The following is a 15,898-nucleotide window of genomic DNA, read 5'->3' as shown; positions in this document are numbered from 1 at the left end:
GGAGGGAGAATCCTTGTCCGACAATGTTTATCGGGTCATCGAAGTGGTCGGTTCGGCCGCGACCGGCACCGACGACGCGATCCGGAACGCCATCGCCCGTGCATCGCAGACGGTCAACCATCTGGACTGGTTCGAGGTGACCGAGACCCGTGGTCACATCGAGGACGGACAGATCGCGCACTTCCAGGTCACCCTGAAAGTCGGCTTCAAGATCGAAGGCTCCTGACTCCGGAGCCCAGACGTACTAGCCCCTGGTGGCGGCGGTGAGGAATGCGCCGATCTCGCGCGCGACTGCCTGCGGTTCGTCGAGCATGGACAGCACCGCCGCGCCGGGGATCTCGGCATAGCGGCCCCGCGGCGCGAGTTCGGCGAGACGTGGTCCGTGCGCCGGTGGCATCACCCGGTTGTCGGGCGACCACAGCACGAGCACCTCTCCGCCGAACCCCCGCAATGCCTCGGTTTTCCGAACCAGCTCGGCGGGATCGAACGACGTCGTCGCGTACTTGGTGACGTCGCGCCGGATACGCGGGTCACGCAGGACCGGGTCCGTCCACCGGCGAATTCGTTCGTCGTCGACGGGCTTGTCGACCATCCATCCCCACAGCACCGGCAATCGCCGAAGCCACCCGACCCGCAGCTGGCGTGCCGCCAGGGTGATGCCCCCGGGCAGGCGCACCGCCAGGGTGGCCATCTTGCCGGGCAATCCGGGCGGGAAGTTCTCGAAGGCCTCGCACGGGAGAACCACCATCCTCGCGACACGCTCGTCCCGCCCGAGCGAGGTGAGGAACAGCGAACCGCCCCAGTCGGAATGAACGAGGGTCACGTCGCGCAGGTCGAGGGCGTCGAGGATGTCCGCGACCAGCCCGACCATCCCGTCCATCGAAAGGTTCGCGTCCTCGTTGAGGGGGATACGGTGCGACCCGAGGGGAAGGATCGGGCGGATGTAGCGAAACCCGTTCGGCAGCAACGGGATCACGTCGTCCCACACCGTGTGGTCCATGAGTAGGCCGTGCAGGAACACGACCGGCGGCCCATCCCCGTCCTCCGCGTACTCGACCGTGCCGGCCGGCGTTTCGATTCGCTGGAGAACACCCGACGCGGCGCTCGTCTTCCGGTTGAGCTCCGACATGGTGCACGCTCCTCACCTCGGACGGACGAGGCCGACCCGGCCTCTAGAATGATCATTCTAGAATCATTGTTCTAGAATGACCAGGGTGAAGACCGATGAGCGCATCGTGGTGGCGATGACCGAGCTCCTGCGCCGGCAGGGGTACGCCGCGACCGGGATCAAACAGGTCGTCGAGACGTCCGGCGCTCCGATCGGTTCGATCTATCACCACTTCAAAGGCGGCAAGCGGGACATCGCGGCCGCCGCACTCCGACAGTCTGGAACGGCCTACGGCGAGTTGGTCGGCATGCTCCTGGCTCCCTACGACGACCCCGCCGACGGGATCGAGGCGGCGTTCGTCGCCGCCGCGGAGACCATCGAACAGGGCGGGTGGCTGAACATGTGTCCCGTCGGGACCGTCGCCGGCGAGATCGCCGACGCCGAACCCGACCTCCGAGAGATCGCCGCCGAGGTCATGTCGTCGTGGATCGACACCGGCGCGGCCCTGTTCACGGCGCGCGGACTCCCCGAGGCGGACGCCCGCTCACTGATGACCGCGGCGGTGTCGGCGCTCGAGGGAGCGTTCATCGTCGCCCGCACCCAGCGCTCCACCGACGCCATCCTCGCCGCGGGACGGGCGATGGGCTGCTACGCGCGCGCGCTCGCCACACCGGCTCGGGCGGAACCGATCTCAGAGGCGGGCGAGGTACGTCGGTAGGGCGTCCTCGACGACGAGGGACTGCAACGCGAAGCGGAGCTGCGCCGAGACGTACCGGTCGAGGTCGTATCCGGGCGCGAAATGCCAGTGCTTGAGCGCCCATCCGTGCGCCAGCATCATCAGGTCGAAGACCACGAGGTCGGCGTCGACATCGAGGATGAGCCCGGCCTCGATGCCGGCGGTGACCGCGGCCCGCATCGGCGCGGAGGTCTCGACCTCGAGTTCCTTGATCCGCTCACGTCCCGCGGCGTCGAGCGTGCGGCTCTCCCGGTAGGTCAGCACGACGGCGTCGCGGTTCTCGTCGACGATGGTCGCGTATTGCCGGAATCCCGCGATCAACTGTTCGACGGGGTCGTCGCCGGCACGGTCCATGGCGGGCTGGAGCTGATCCCGGAAGGCCTCGAGGATGTCGACGATCGCGGCGAGCAGGATCTCTTCCTTGCCGCCGAAGTACTTGTAGAACAGTCCGACACTGACCTGCGCCTCCTCGGCGAGCGCCTGCATCGACATCTGGTGGAAGCCGGTGCGCTCCATGACCTTCACCGCGGCGTCGAGCAGCTGACGGCGGCGCGTGGACACACGCACCGCGCGCACCGCCTCCTCGACGGCCAGGTCGGCCGACGACCTCGCCGTGGCAGGTTTCGCCATCGCAGTACTTCCTTCTGATCCGCTCGTGAGCGCCGAGTCGATCCACGGGCTGCACCCGGGAAGTTGAATCAGCGTTCACTCACTGTACAAGCCCTAGAGACCGAGGTCCTTGGCGACGATCGTCTTCATGATCTCGGTGGTACCGCCGTAGATGGTCTGGATGCGGGCGTCGACGAACGCGCGCGACACCGGGTACTCCCGCATGTAGCCGTAGCCGCCGTGCAGTTGCAGGCACCGGTCGGCGGTGCGTACCTGCAGCTCGGTGGCCCACCACTTGAGTTTCGCGGCCCGTGCCGGCGTCAGCTCGCCGGCCACGTGTTCGGCTATGCAGTCGTCGAGGAAGGTACGGGCGATGTCGAGTTCGGTCGCGAGCTCGGCGGCGACGAACTGGGTGTTCTGGAACGACGAGATCGGCGACCCGAAGGCGGTGCGCTCCCGCACGTACTCCAGAGTGCGTTCGAACGTACCCTCGGCGGCCGCGACGGCACCGACGGCCAGCGACAGCCGTTCCTGCGGGAGGTTGCGGACGAGCTGGTAGAAACCCTCGCCCTCCTCACCCAGCCGGTTGGCCACGGGCACGCGCATGTCCTCGAAGGACAGTTCGCTGGTGTCCTGCGCGTGCAGCCCGATCTTGTCGAGTTTGCGACCCCGCACAAATCCGGGAGTGTCCGCCTCGACGACAAAAAGCGTGAGCCCCTTGTGCTTCTCGGGGCCGGTCCGGGTCGCGACCACGAAGAGGTCGCCGTTGCGACCGTTCGAGATGAAGGTCTTCGCACCGTTGACGACGTAGTGGTCACCGTCGCGGACCGCGGAGGTACGGATGCCGGCGAGATCGCTGCCCGCCCCGGGTTCGGTCATCGCGATGCCCAGCACGGTGTCACCCCCGACCACACCCGGCAACCAGCGCGCCTTCTGCTCGTCGGTGGTCAGCTCCGTGAGATACGGCAGGACGACGTCGTTCTGCAGGGAGAAGGCGATGGCCTCGGCGGCGGCGCCGGTGCGTGCCACCTCGTCGATGAGGATGGCGTTGTACCGGAAGTCGTCGACGCCGGGACCGCCGAACTGTTCGGGTACGGGAAAGCCGAGAAGGCCGTTCTTGCCTGCTTCGACGAACAGTCCGCGGTCCCACTGTCCGGCACTCTCCCAGTCGGCGTGCGCGGGGGTGATCTGTTCGGCGACATAGCGTCTGACCGTCTCACGGAAGTGTTTGTGTTCGAGGTCGTGGATGAGTGAAGACATCAATTCTCCGGTTCGGATGTGTCAGCCGTGGACGCGGTCGGTGGCCGGCGCGGCGAACACGCCGTCGGCCATCTCTCGTGCCGCGGATTCGGTGGCCTTGTAGTGCAGCTTCTTCCCGGTCGCCGACACCGGCAGCGAGTCGACGATGCGATAGGCGCGCGGACGTTTGAAGCTCGACAACATCGGGTGCGTGCGGCAGTACGCGTCGAGGTCCTCCGGAGTGGGGGCACCCCCGTCGGCGGGCACGATGTAGGCGACGACGAGGCTTCCCCACTGTTCGTCGGGCACACCCACCACGAGCGAATCCGCCACTCCGGGATGGCCGTTCAGCGCCTCCTCGACCTGGACCGGGTGGACGTTCTCACCACCGGACAGGAGCATGTCGTCCTTGCGTCCGACGATGGTGACGAACTCGCCCGCATCCCAGGTGGCCAAATCGCCGATGTACAGCCAGCTGCCGTTGTACTTCGCCTTCTCCTGCTGCGGGGAGTCGTAGTAGGCGGCTGCGCATTTGGGTGATCGGATGATGACCTCGCCGACTTCTTCACCGTCGCGGGCGACGACCTCGTCCGGGCTCGCCAGGTGGCCGTCGTCGTGGACGCGAACCACGCGGACGTCGTCGTCGATGCAGGCACGCCCGGCGGTTCCGGCGTGGTCGGGCAGGTCGTCGGGACGCAGGAAGGTGTTCCAGAAACCCTCGGTGCTGCCGTAGCCGTTGAAGATCCGCGGGGTGAGCACCTCATGGTAGCGCAGTGCGGCCTCGCGTTCGAGCGGTGCGCCCATCGTGACGATGCCGCGCAAACTGGAGAGGTCACGCGGGTTCGCCGACTGTGCGGTGGCGAGCATCGCCAGGTTGGTCGGTGCACCGATGAGGAACGTCAGGCGGTACTTCTCCACCCAGTCGAGGGTGAGCTCCGGGTCGAAGGTGCGCATCGGAACGACCGAGGAGCCCAGGTAGAACGACGGATTGGGCCCGGCACAGTAGAGGCCGCCACGGTGGAACCACGGGGTCATGTTCAGCGTCCGGTCGTCCGGTGACAGCGGGAAGTGCATGATCACGTCGTGCGCCGAGAAGATCTCGATGGCCGAGTTCATCGGCACCGCTTTGGGCATACCGGTGGTCCCCGAGGTGTACAACCGGGTCGTCTCGTCGAAGACACCGCGCGTGACCGTCGGCGCCGCACGACCGGCGACGGGTAGGTCGTCGAAGCGGATGGAGCCGGGGACGAGTTCCCCCTCCCCGACCCCGACCAGCAATTCCGGTGTGTGCTCGGCGAGTGCGATCGCCTCACCGACCATGGCGCCGAGACCGGCGTCGTAGACGTAGACCTTCGGTCGGCTGATGTCGAGGATCACTGCCGTCTCGCCTGCCGCGAGCCGGAAGTTCACCGGTGACCCGACCGCTCCGGCCGCCTGCGTCGCCAGGTAGAGCTGTGCGAACTCCGGGCCGTTCAGCAGCTGATAACCCACCACGTCGCCGTCGGTCACCCCGCGGTCGGCGAGGCCGGCCGCGAGTTCGTCGACCGCAGAACCGAGTTCGGCGTACGTCCACTTCCGGTCGGTGAGCGGGTCGATCATCGCGATCTCGCCGGCGTATCGGCCGACGTTGCGACGGAATCCGTTCAGGTAGGTGAACTCGTGCTCGAAGAAACTGCGGTACGCGTGTGCGTCGTAGACGTAACTCGTGTCGGGGGTCATGTCGATTCCCTCAGTTGTCATCTCGGTCCTCCGGTGCTGGGCCGGTCAGCCGGCCATGGTGAGACCGCCGCTGACGCTGACCACCTGGCCGGTGATGAACGACGCCGCGGAGGAGGCGAAGAACAGGACGGGTGCGGCGACCTCGTCGGGTCGTGCGAGCCGGCGGAACGGGATCGCCTTCACCAGAGCTTCTTTCAGCTTCTCCGGCTGGGCCTGGAACAGCGGGGTGTCGGTGGGCCCGGGGCAGACCGCGTTGACGGTGATCTGGTACCGGGCCATCTCCCGCGCGAGCGACTTCGAGAGGGCGATGACGCCGCCCTTGGCTCCGGCGTAGATGGTCTCGCCCGCCGATCCGACACGACCGGCGTCGGAGGCGAGGTTGATGACACGGCCGCCCTGCCAGCCGTCGGTTTTCGACGCCTCCACCATGCCGGGCAGGAATGCGCTGGCCATGTGCACGGGACCGAGGTAGTTGATGGCCACCACCTTCTCGGCGAATTCGGTGGTGGCGTTGAGGAACTGGTCCGTGCGGTCCCACCCGGCGGCGTTGACGAGGATGTCGGGTACGCCGACCTCGGCGTTCACGGCGTCCCGGAGTTCGTCGACCTTCGTCCGGTCGGCGACGTCGACGGCCATCGGGACGATGGAACCGGCCTCCTCTGCGGTGCGCTTGGCGGCGTCGAGGTCGAGGTCTGCGGCGACCACCGTGGTGCCCTGCGCCGCGAAGCCGAGCGCGATGGCCTTGCCGATGCCCGACCCGGCACCGGTCACGACGGCGATGTGCTTGTCACTCATGCGGTTTCCTCTGTCCTGTCGCGGGGACGGTGATCAGGCACCGACGTACTGGTTGAACTGCGGCGCGCGCTTCTCCGTGAAGGCATTGGCTCCCTCGAGCCCTTCCGGGGAATGGGTGAAGAGGTCGAGCGCGCTCATCGCGAGATTCGACAGCCCGGCCTGGTGGTCGGTGTCGGCATTGAAGCTCTGCTTGAGGAAACGCAGCGTGGTGGGCGACTTCTCGGCGATCTCGGTGGCGATCTTCTTCGCCTCGTCGAGCAGGTCCGCAGCCGGGACGACCCAGTTGACCAGGCCCCACCGTTCGGCGGTCTCGGCGTCGTACTGCCGGCACAGGTACCAGATCTCCCGGGCCCGCTTCTCGCCCACCACACGAGCGAGGAAGGCCGAGCCGAACCCCGCGTCGAAGGAGCCGACCTTGGGTCCGGACTGACCGAAGCGTGCGGTGTCGGCGGCGATGGTGAGGTCGCACAGGACATGCAACACGTGACCACCGCCGATGGCGAGTCCGTTGACCGCGGCGATGACCGGCTTGGGGATGTCACGGATCGTCTTGTGCAGGTTGCCGATCTCGAACATGCCGCTCTCGCTGGGACCGTAATCACCGGTCTCGGCACGCTGTTTCACATCGCCACCGGTGCAGAACGCCTTCTCGCCGGCCCCGGTCAGGATCACCGCCTGCACGCCGTTGTCGGCCCAGGCGCGTCGGAAGGCGTTGATCATCTCCTCGACCGTCTTGGCACGGAAGGCGTTGTACCGGTGCGGCCGGTTCATCGTGATGATCGCGGTGGGACCTTCGACCGTGTAGTCGATGTCTTCGTAATCCATCCTGTTCACTCCTTGCGGTGGGGGATCGCCCGAGGCACGTCCGTGCGGGCATCTGCGGTGATCAGCGGTGATTTTCGAGAGGTACGAGTCTCTTTATGAACTCGTGTGTTGGTATGAGTGAACGTACATTCATTGGTTCGGATGTGTCAAGGGTCACTCCCGTGCCGGTGTTCCCGCTGGTCCATTTCCTTCCCGCGGACCGGATTCCTTCCCGCGTGTCAGGCCTGACCCGCGGGAGGGAATCAGTCCGGCGGGAGGGAAACCCGCACGCGGGAGGTCACTCGAAGAGCCGCTGTTCGTCATGCACAGCGGGCCGGGCGAACCTAGACTTCGGGGACCATGCGATTCACCCAGACCATCTCCGGGACGACCTACGAGTTCGACGGCCTCGTCGAACTGATGGCAAAGGCCACACCGCGGCGCTCCGGCGACGAGCTGGCCGGTTGCGCCGCCACCTCGGATGCCGAACGTGCTGCTGCGGCATGGCAATTGGCCGATGTCCCGCTGTCGGCGTTTCTCGACGACCTTCTCGTCCCGTACGAGTCGGACGAGGTGACCCGCCTCATCGTCGACACCCACGACCGCGCGGCTTTCGCGGAGATCTCGCATCTGACGGTCGGCGGGTTCCGCGACTGGCTGCTCGAGATCTCCACCCACTCCGACGCGGCCGAACGCATCGCCCGCGTCTCCCCCGCCGTCACCCCCGAGATGGCCGCTGCGACATCGAAGATCATGCGCAACCAGGACCTGATCCTGGTTGCCTCGGCCATTCGGGTCACCTCGGCTTTCCGGACCACGATCGGCCTCCCGGGCCGCATCGCCACCCGACTTCAGCCCAACCACCCGACCGACGATCCACGCGGTATCGCCGCAGCCACCCTCGACGGCCTGCTGATGGGTTGCGGCGACGCGGTGATCGGGATCAACCCGGCCTCGGACTCACCACAGGCGACCGCCGACCTGCTGCACATGCTCGACGACATCCGGCAGCGGTTCGAGATCCCGATGCAGTCCTGCGTCCTCTCGCACGTCACCACCACCGTCGACCTGATCGCTCAGGGCGTCCCGGTGGACCTCGTGTTCCAGTCCATCGCCGGAACCGAGGGAGCCAACACGGGATTCGGGGTGAACCTGTCGATCTTGCAGGGGGCCAACGAGGCCGGCCGATCGCTGCGGCGGGGCACGGTCGGCGACAACGTCATGTATTTGGAGACCGGTCAGGGGTCCGCGTTGTCGGCGGGCGCCCACCTCGGCACCGGCGGCAAACCCGTCGACCAGCAGACCCTCGAGACGAGGGCGTACGCGGTGGCACGCGCCCTGGACCCGTTGCTGATCAACACCGTCGTCGGGTTCATCGGTCCCGAATACCTCTACGACGGCAAACAGATCATCCGCGCCGGACTGGAAGATCACTTCTGCGGCAAGCTTCTCGGCCTCCCGATGGGCGTCGACGTCTGCTACACCAACCATGCCGAGGCCGACCAGGACGACATGGACACCCTGCTCACGCTCCTCGGCGTCGCGGGCGCGGCCTTCGTCATCGCGGTACCCGGCGCCGACGACGTCATGCTCGGCTACCAGAGCCTGGCCTTCCACGACGCGCTGTACGTCCGGCAGGCACTCCGGTTGCGTCCCGCACCGGAGTTCGAGGCATGGCTCGCCCGTCTCGGCATGTCCGACGCCGACGGCCGAATCCTGCCGGTCGACCCGGCCGCCTCCCCGCTACTGCCCCTGGCGGCCGGTCGATGAGCACGCCCGACGAGTCTCGCCAGTCCCCGGCCCCCGACGGCGGTGACGACGTCTGGGCCGCGATGCGGCGGACCACCCAGGCGCGCATCGGTCTGGGACGCGCCGGCAGCTCGTTGCCGTCGCGTCGCGTACTGGAGTTCCAGGCAGCGCACGCGGCAGCGCGGGATGCGGTCCACGAACCCCTCGACGCCGAGGCCTTCGCCGAGACGCTCACCGATCTCGACCTCGGCGATCCGGTCGTCGTGACGAGCCGGGCCTCCGACCGTGGCGAGTATCTGCGCCGACCGGATCTGGGCCGCATGCCCGAGGATCTGTCCGCCCTCTCCGAAACCGGCGCGGAGATCGGCATCGTCATCGCCGACGGGCTGTCGCCACGCGCGGTCGTCGACCATGCCCACGGCCTGGTGGCCGCCCTCCTCGACGCCTTCGAGGGCCGCTACACCATCGCCCCGCCGGTCATCGCCACCCAGGCGCGCGTGGCGCTCGGCGACCACATCGGCGAGGCCCTTGGCGTCACCACCCTCATCGTGATCATCGGTGAGCGTCCGGGACTCTCTGTCGCCGACAGCCTCGGCATCTACCTGACCCACCTGCCCCGACCCGGCCGCACCGACGCCGATCGCAACTGCATCTCCAACATCCACCCGCCGGACGGACTGCATTACGAGGTCGCCGCACGGGTCACCGCAGCGCTGGTCGACGGCGCCCGCAAACTCGGCCGGTCGGGCGTGGCGCTCAAGGACACCTCGCGCCAGGCCGCCGTCGAGAACATCGACGCCGCAGACGAACGCACCGTCGAACCGTCCTGACCGGCCACCAGACCCGAGGTGTCACGTCCCGAGGATCTTGGCCTTCTGCGCGGCGAACTCGGCCTCGGTAAGGATGCCCTGCTGGTACAGCGCACCGAGCTCCTTCAGGGCGGCGATCGTGTCCATGCCGCTCGACTGCGCCGGTGGTTGGGGCGGCTGGGGCGGAGGAGGTGATTCCGGGTAGGGCGTCGGCGCGTACTGCGGGTCGGGATACCGCTGAGCAGTCGGGTCCTGCTGGGTGACGGTCCCCTGCTGTGCCCACCGACTGGCCTGGCGTCGGGACACCCGGTTGCTCACCGCCGTGGCGGTTCCGGAGATCACGGCCGTGCGGGCGACCCCGCGGATCAGACCTGGCATGACATCTGTCCCTTCATTCCTCGATCGCGTCGAGCGTCTCGAGCAACGCGTCGACCGGTACCCGGCCCGACGCGACAACTCGCCCGCCGTTGTTGCGCAGGGCGGTGGCGAACGGAGCCGCCCACAGGTTCTCCCACACGAGAATCGCCGCGCTGGAGCCGGGTTCCAGCGCGGCGGCGGCCTCGCCGATGTCGGTGTCGTCGAGGATCGACGTCGCCGCCCCGTCGAAGATCGCGAATTCGGCGCTCAGCTCCCCGATCTCGAGTTCGGCGATGGAGCCGTCGTCCGCCTTGGTCAGGAAGGCGATGTCGATGAGTCGCACGATCCCGCGGTCGATCAGGTCCATCAGGTAGGGCAGCGCCTCACCCGTCGGCTGGGTTCCCGCCCACTCGACGACCACGTAGTCGACTGGACCGAGTTCGCGATCCGCCGACTCGTCTCCGTTGGTCATGACCGCAGATCCACGACGGACCCGCTCGGCTCGGGCTCGTACAGCGCGCCGATCTCGGCTGCATACTTGGTCGCGATCGGGTTGCGGCGCAGCTTCATCGTCGGGGTCAACTCGTCGCCGCCCGGGTCCCACGCGGCCGGGACGATGGTGAAACGTTTCACCTGCTCGACCCGGGACAGCTTCCCGTTGCCGGTCCGGATCGCCGCGGAGACCTCCTCGACGATCTCTGGATGAGCCGACAGTTCGACGAGATCAGCGCCGGGCATGTCCAGTTTCTTCGCCCGCATCGCAACCGCCTCCGGGTCGAGGACCACCAGCGCCGACACGTACGGCTTCGCGTCGCCGATGGCCACGACCTGACTGATCAACGACGACGCCGCCTTCATCGCGTTCTCGATGTTGGTGGGCGACATGTTCTTTCCGGACTCGTTGATGATGAGTTCCTTCTTGCGGTCGACGATCGTGACGTTGCCGTCGTCGTCGATCGTCGCGATGTCGCCGGTCGACAGCCAACCCTCGGCGTCGATCGTCTCGGCCGTCTTCTCCGGTTGTTTGCGATAACCACGCATGACCACCGGACCGCGGACGAGCAACTCCCCGTCGGCGGCGAGCTTGACCTCCATGCCACGCACCGGGGAACCCACGGTGCCGACCCGCAGATTGTCCGGGGTGGTCATCGTCGAGACGCCGGTGGTCTCCGACATGCCCCACACCTCGAGCACGGGAATCCCCAGGCCCAGGAAGAACTTCAGCACTTCCGGCGGGATGGCGGCCGCTCCGGAGCCGGCGAACGACACCTCGTCGAGCCCAAGGGCGGCGCGCACCTTGTGCAAGACCAGCTTGTCGGCCAGTCCGTGCTGGACCCCACCCAGGAGGCCCGTCCCCTTGCCGTCGATGCGCGCCTGCGCGTTGGCCGCGCCGACCCCGAAAGCCCAACCGGCAAGCGCCTTTTTGACCGGACTCGACTCCTCGGCGAGTTTGGCCTCGATCCCGGCGCGGATCTTCTGCCACACGCGCGGTACCCCGAAGAAGAACGTCGGGTGCACATCGGGCAGCGCTGCGGCGATCTCACGCGGATCGGGCACGGTGGTGATCTGGATGCCGCGCATCATGTTCGCCGCATGCGACGACACGCGATCGGCGATGTGCGCGGCCGGGAGGTAGGAGATGGCGCGATCGTCGAATCCGACCTCGAGCTTCTCGGCCAGCGCGGCCATCTCCGCGACGATGTTCCGATGGGTGATCTCGACACCCTTGGGCGGGCCGGTGGTGCCCGACGTGTAGATCAGTGTCGCGAGGTCCTCGGGTTCCACCGCTTGCCAGGACGCGGCGAAGTCGAAATCCGCAGGAGGAGGCGTGTGTTCGAGCTCGTCGAGTGAGATGGTGCCGTCGGCCATTCCGTCGACGACCACGATGCGTTCGACGCCGGTGTTCGCGGCGGTGATCACCGGCAGGAAGACCTGCTCGGTGATCACGACCTTGTTCTCGGCGTTGCCGAACAGGTACTCGATCTGGTCGGGAGCGCTGGTGTTGTAGATCGAGAACGGGACCGCACCGAGGTGGAGCGCCGCGGTGTCGACGAGATGGAACTCCGGCCTGTTGGTGAGCATGATGCCGACGGTGTCCCCGCGCCCCACGCCGAGGGTGGCGAGACCGCCGGCGATCGCCTCCACGCGGGTGGCGTACTGCGACCAGGTGATCTTCTGGATGCCGCCGACGGTACGGATCGCCACGGCGTCCGGACGGACGGTGACGGTCTGTTGGAACGCGGCCGGGAGAGTCGACACGTCGACTCCGGTTTCATGGGGAAAGGTGATCAGGTCTGCTGTGGTCATCTGGGCCCCTACTCGCCGGTGCGATGGTTGTGGTGCGCATCACACTAGCGAGTAGGTGCGGGAGCCAGGATCAGATCACGCAAACACGACCCTGATCGACAACCTGCAGGTCAAGACCGTTTGTCAAGCGAAGGACTCGAGTCGATCGGCGACAGCGTCCAGGCCCCGTCGCCGGTCAGTTCGAGCACTTCGGTGTGGTGCTGATCGGTGGTGCTGCGGTGGCTGACCGACACCAGGATAGTGTCCGGGAGTTCGGTGCGAACAAGTCGGTAGAGCGCGTACTCGAGGCCTTCGTCGACCGCCGAGGTCGCCTCGTCCATGAACACCGCCTGCGGCTTCGTCAGCAGGATGCGGGCGAAGGCCACGCGCTGCTGCTCACCCGGTGACAGGACCTTGACCCAGTCCTCCTCGTCGTACAGGCGTCCGACCAGATGCGGCAGGAAGACCTTCTCCAGAGCCTGTCTGATGGCCTCGTCGCCGACATCGTCGGGCAGCGCCGGGTAGGCGACGGCCGTGCGGAGGTCACCGAGCGGGATGTAGGGCATCTGGGACAGGAACAAGGTGTGCGCGTCCGGCGGACGGGAGAACTCGCCGTCGATGAACGGCCACAGGCCGGCGAGCCCCCGGAGCAGAGTGGTCTTGCCAGAACCGGACCGGCCCTTGACGACGAGTGCGTCGCCCGGGTCGAGGGAGACGTTGAGCGCGCGGATCAATTCGTCGCCGGTCGGGGTCGTGACGTTGATGTCGGCGAGACGAACCGCCCGGTCCCGATCGACCGTGGTGATCTCGGGCATGGCACGCGACTTGACGTCGGCATCGGCGAGTCCGTCGAGACGGATGATCGAGGCGCGCAGACCGGTGAAGTCGTCGTAGGCGGTCCGGAAGAACGACAGCGCGTCGTGCATCTCGCCGAAGGCCGACGCCGTCTGCTGCATGTCGCCGAGTTTGATCTGACCGTCGAAGAACCGAGGGATCTGAACCAGGTACGGGAACACCACCGCGAGCTGGCTGACACTGAAGTTCCAGCCGACGAAGGCCATCTGGACGTGGATGATCTGCCAGTAGTTCTTGATCACCGCAGCGAAACGCGACATCAGGCCGTTGTGCTCGACGCGCTCGCCGCGGTAGAACGCGATGTTCTCGGCCCCGTCGCGGACCCGGACGAGGGCGTAGCGGAAGTTCGCGGTGAGACGTTCCTGCCAGAAGTTGAGTCGGATGAGCGGGCGGCCGATGGCGAAGGCCACGACGCTTGTCACGAGCACGTACACCAGGACCAGCCACATCATCATCCGGGGGATCTCGACGCCGAGGAGCGTCACCGGCCCGGACAGGTCCCACAGGATCTTCGAGAACGACACGATCGAGGCGACCGCGGTCAGCACGCCGTTGGTCGACGAGCCACCGCCACCCCAGAGCAGCGACGATCCGACCGAGGCGACATTGGTGATGTCGGCCTGGATGCGCTGGTCGGGGTTGTCCACGCCGGGATGGATGTCGGTCGGCTTCTGCGACGGCTCCGACGTTCGACGGAACCACTTCCGGCGCATGAGACCCGCGCTGAGGTCGACGAAACGGTTGCGGTAGAAGGCGCGCCCGTTCATCCAGTCCGCCGCCGCGCCGCCGGTCATCCAGCGGCGGAGGTTGATCTCGAAGGCGGCGCCGACGTAGATCTCGATCATCGTGCGCACGACGTGGATCGTCGCGAGGATGCCGAAGACCGCCATCGAATGCCAGAAGGCATCCTTGCCCACCTGGAGCATCTCGGCCCCTTGCGGGCCGCCGGCCCCCAGCCCCTCGGCCGCGGTCTGGAGCCCGGTGAACAGGTCGTTGCTGAAGTAGGAGAAGAGCACGGTGATCCGTACACCGAGCAGGGCGAGCACCGTGAGCAGGGCGGCCAGCCCCCAGGCCTTGAGCCGCGTACCCGGTTCGGTGAAGAACCCACCGATCACACGCCACAGGGGTCGGCCCCATCGGCTGAAGCGGGCGAGCAGGAAACCGATGACGAGCATCGCGACCGCGGCGATCCCGAATGCGATGGCCAGCCACTTCAGGCTGGCCCAGACCTCGTTGCCCCAGTCGATGCTGTACTCCACGCACGCTCCCTACGCCTCGGATGTCGCAACCGGGAACCCGGACGACATCATGGTCCGACTGAATACAAAATGTCGAAAGCTGAATCGACACAACGGGTCCGGGCCCTACATTGATCGGGCGAAGTTTAACCCGGGGTTCACCGCCTGTCCGGACAACCGCCACCCATGTCGCGGCGCGAGATCGTCGGAAATCCGATGGAACTCAGCCGAGGGGTCGAAGGACCGCGCCCTCCTGGAGAGCGCTGGTCGAGACCGGCTGGGAGAAGCGCTCTCCGACGCGGACGAGGTAGCCGGCGTCGGTGTACTCCACCCCGTCCACCTCGAACGTCAGTTGGCAGCCCGTGTCGCTGCGGAGGAACCCGGTCAGCGCGCTCTTCGCCACCTCGCCGCCCGCGGCGTCGTAGATGAACACCGGTGCCCCGCGGGCGATCTGTCCGCCGCCGGGTTGTGCGGCGACCTCCGTTGCACAGTCGGCGACGACACCGCCCTTCGCGGTGAAGGTCGGGGTGCGGAGCACGCCCAGCAGCAGGGCGCCGATCGCGACGGCGGCGAAGAGCACCATCGCGATCGTCGTACCCACGATGACCGGCACCCGGGTCTTGCGCTGCCAGGTACGGCGCGGCAGCGGAGGGCCCGGGTCGAGCCACATCTCCTGGCCGGTGGTCATTTCGGGTGCATCATTTCTTCGGCGGGAAGTACTTGATCAGTGCCTCTTGGACCACCGAGGTCGCGAGCGTGCCGTCGCGCGTCCAGAACCGCCCCGATCCCATGCCGCGGGAGCCGGTCGCCACCGGCGAGCGCGTCGCGTACAGCAGCCAGTCGTCGAAGCGGAACTCGCGGTGGAACCACATCGAGTGGTTGACGGTCGCCGCGAACAGCCGGTCGATCCCCCACGACAATCCGTGCGTCGTGATGATCGAGTCGAGCACGGTGGTGTCCGAGGCGTAACACATTGCGGCGACGTGCATCACGGGATCGTCGGGCATCACGCCGTCGGCCTTCATCCACACCCGGTTGTCGGTGAGCTTGCGGCCCGCCTCCTTCGCCTTCCAGCTCGGGTCGTTGGCGAAGCGGATGTCGACGGGGTGAAGCGCGTTGACGAAGGTCGCGATGCGGTCCTCGTAACCCTTGAAATGCTCACCGAGAGGAGGCAACTCCTCCGGGTAGGGCACCTGCGGGATCTCGACGGCGTGCTCGAGCCCGGCGGTGTTGTCCTGGAATGCCACCAGCATCGTGAAGATCTCTTCGCCGTCCTGCTTGGCGGTGACCTGCCGATTGGCGAAGGACTTGCCGTCGCGGAACCGGTCGACGTGGTACTCCATCGGCTTGGTGACGTCGCCACCGCGGATGAAGTGCGCGTGCAGAGCGTGGATCGGCGGATTGCCGCGGGTGAGGCTGCGCGAAGCGGCCACCACACCCTGCCCGAGGAGCTGCCCGCCGAAAGTGCGAGCGGTGACCTGCTCCGGGTGGTGCCCGATGAACACGTCCTCGTCGCGACGTTCGACGTCGAGCAGTGCCAGCAGCTTGCCGAGATCCCCGGTCTGTTCCACGGTCATGGCCTTCACCCTAGTGA

The 15,898-nt window shown here is 67.1% G+C and carries 16 protein-coding genes; 4 read left to right on the top strand and 12 right to left on the bottom strand.

All coding sequences use genetic code 11. The annotated features are described in order from the left end of the window. Positions 1 to 13: 13 nt before the first annotated feature. Entirely contained in the window at positions 14 to 226 is a 213-nt protein-coding gene (locus M1L58_RS17950) for a dodecin (RefSeq protein WP_006867659.1), read from the top strand. A gap of 18 nt (positions 227 to 244) precedes the next feature. On the opposite strand, the gene M1L58_RS17945 is transcribed toward M1L58_RS17950, so the two are convergent. After that, positions 245 to 1,129 carry an alpha/beta fold hydrolase gene (locus tag M1L58_RS17945; RefSeq protein WP_248659915.1) on the bottom strand — a complete coding sequence of 295 codons (885 nt, stop codon included), beginning with the start codon at positions 1,127 to 1,129 and terminating at the stop codon, positions 245 to 247. 76 nt (positions 1,130 to 1,205) lie between these two features. Between M1L58_RS17945 and M1L58_RS17940 the strand changes: the two genes are divergently transcribed. Next, positions 1,206 to 1,826, top strand: a complete 621-nt coding sequence (locus M1L58_RS17940; protein ID WP_006867657.1) for a TetR/AcrR family transcriptional regulator — start codon at positions 1,206 to 1,208, stop codon at positions 1,824 to 1,826. Here the strand turns inward: M1L58_RS17940 and M1L58_RS17935 are convergent. The 5 genes from M1L58_RS17935 to M1L58_RS17915 all read right to left on the bottom strand — a co-directional run bounded on the left by M1L58_RS17935 (position 1,800) and on the right by M1L58_RS17915 (position 7,031). After that, the gene (locus M1L58_RS17935) at positions 1,800 to 2,474 is read right to left on the bottom strand and encodes a TetR/AcrR family transcriptional regulator (RefSeq protein ID WP_006867656.1); all 675 of its coding nucleotides are present in this window, start codon (positions 2,472 to 2,474) and stop codon (positions 1,800 to 1,802) included. The two genes, M1L58_RS17940 and M1L58_RS17935, sit on opposite strands and share 27 nt — an antisense overlap. A gap of 93 nt (positions 2,475 to 2,567) precedes the next feature. Next, complete coding sequence (locus M1L58_RS17930) at positions 2,568 to 3,713, bottom strand: acyl-CoA dehydrogenase family protein (protein ID WP_006867655.1); 1,146 nt, start codon at positions 3,711 to 3,713, stop codon at positions 2,568 to 2,570. A 21-nt stretch (positions 3,714 to 3,734) separates the two neighbouring features. After that, positions 3,735 to 5,432 carry a class I adenylate-forming enzyme family protein gene (locus M1L58_RS17925; RefSeq protein ID WP_374112748.1) on the bottom strand — a complete coding sequence of 566 codons (1,698 nt, stop codon included), beginning with the start codon at positions 5,430 to 5,432 and terminating at the stop codon, positions 3,735 to 3,737. A 24-nt stretch (positions 5,433 to 5,456) separates the two neighbouring features. After that, on the bottom strand, positions 5,457 to 6,206 hold the full coding sequence (locus M1L58_RS17920; protein WP_248659914.1) for an SDR family NAD(P)-dependent oxidoreductase: 750 nt from the start codon (positions 6,204 to 6,206) through the stop codon (positions 5,457 to 5,459). 33 nt (positions 6,207 to 6,239) lie between these two features. Next, complete coding sequence (locus M1L58_RS17915) at positions 6,240 to 7,031, bottom strand: enoyl-CoA hydratase-related protein (RefSeq protein WP_248659913.1); 792 nt, start codon at positions 7,029 to 7,031, stop codon at positions 6,240 to 6,242. A 339-nt stretch (positions 7,032 to 7,370) separates the two neighbouring features. On the opposite strand from M1L58_RS17915, the gene M1L58_RS17910 reads away from it, so the two are divergent. Then, a complete protein-coding gene (locus M1L58_RS17910) occupies positions 7,371 to 8,780 on the top strand; it encodes an ethanolamine ammonia-lyase subunit EutB (protein ID WP_248659912.1) in 1,410 nt (469 codons plus the stop codon). Beyond that, on the top strand, positions 8,777 to 9,589 hold the full coding sequence (eutC, locus tag M1L58_RS17905) for an ethanolamine ammonia-lyase subunit EutC (RefSeq protein ID WP_248659911.1): 813 nt from the start codon (positions 8,777 to 8,779) through the stop codon (positions 9,587 to 9,589). Before M1L58_RS17910 ends, eutC begins: the two co-directional genes overlap by 4 nt. 21 nt (positions 9,590 to 9,610) lie before the next feature. Here the strand turns inward: eutC and M1L58_RS17900 are convergent, their stop codons facing one another. The 6 genes from M1L58_RS17900 to M1L58_RS17875 form a co-directional block, all read right to left on the bottom strand. After that, complete coding sequence (locus tag M1L58_RS17900) at positions 9,611 to 9,946, bottom strand: SHOCT domain-containing protein (RefSeq protein ID WP_006867649.1); 336 nt, start codon at positions 9,944 to 9,946, stop codon at positions 9,611 to 9,613. A gap of 13 nt (positions 9,947 to 9,959) precedes the next feature. Next, positions 9,960 to 10,397 (bottom strand): DUF6325 family protein, encoded by a 438-nt coding sequence (locus tag M1L58_RS17895; RefSeq protein ID WP_248659910.1) that lies wholly within the window; start codon positions 10,395 to 10,397, stop codon positions 9,960 to 9,962. Then, positions 10,394 to 12,232 (bottom strand): AMP-dependent synthetase/ligase, encoded by a 1,839-nt coding sequence (locus M1L58_RS17890; RefSeq protein ID WP_248659909.1) that lies wholly within the window; start codon positions 12,230 to 12,232, stop codon positions 10,394 to 10,396. Before M1L58_RS17890 ends, M1L58_RS17895 begins: the two co-directional genes overlap by 4 nt. 110 nt (positions 12,233 to 12,342) lie before the next feature. After that, positions 12,343 to 14,325 carry an ABC transporter ATP-binding protein/permease gene (locus M1L58_RS17885; protein WP_248659908.1) on the bottom strand — a complete coding sequence of 661 codons (1,983 nt, stop codon included), beginning with the start codon at positions 14,323 to 14,325 and terminating at the stop codon, positions 12,343 to 12,345. 202 nt (positions 14,326 to 14,527) lie between these two features. Beyond that, complete coding sequence (locus tag M1L58_RS17880) at positions 14,528 to 14,992, bottom strand: hypothetical protein (protein ID WP_006867645.1); 465 nt, start codon at positions 14,990 to 14,992, stop codon at positions 14,528 to 14,530. A 10-nt stretch (positions 14,993 to 15,002) separates the two neighbouring features. Continuing rightward, entirely contained in the window at positions 15,003 to 15,881 is an 879-nt protein-coding gene (locus M1L58_RS17875; RefSeq protein WP_005196163.1) for an acyl-CoA thioesterase, read from the bottom strand. Positions 15,882 to 15,898 lie beyond the last annotated feature (17 nt).

The sequence above is a fragment of the Gordonia sp. C13 genome, assembly GCF_023218005.1.
GTDB lineage: Bacteria > Actinomycetota > Actinomycetes > Mycobacteriales > Mycobacteriaceae > Gordonia > Gordonia namibiensis.
Note: the sequence above shows the minus strand (reverse complement) of the source record. Positions and strands in the feature narration are given on the sequence as shown.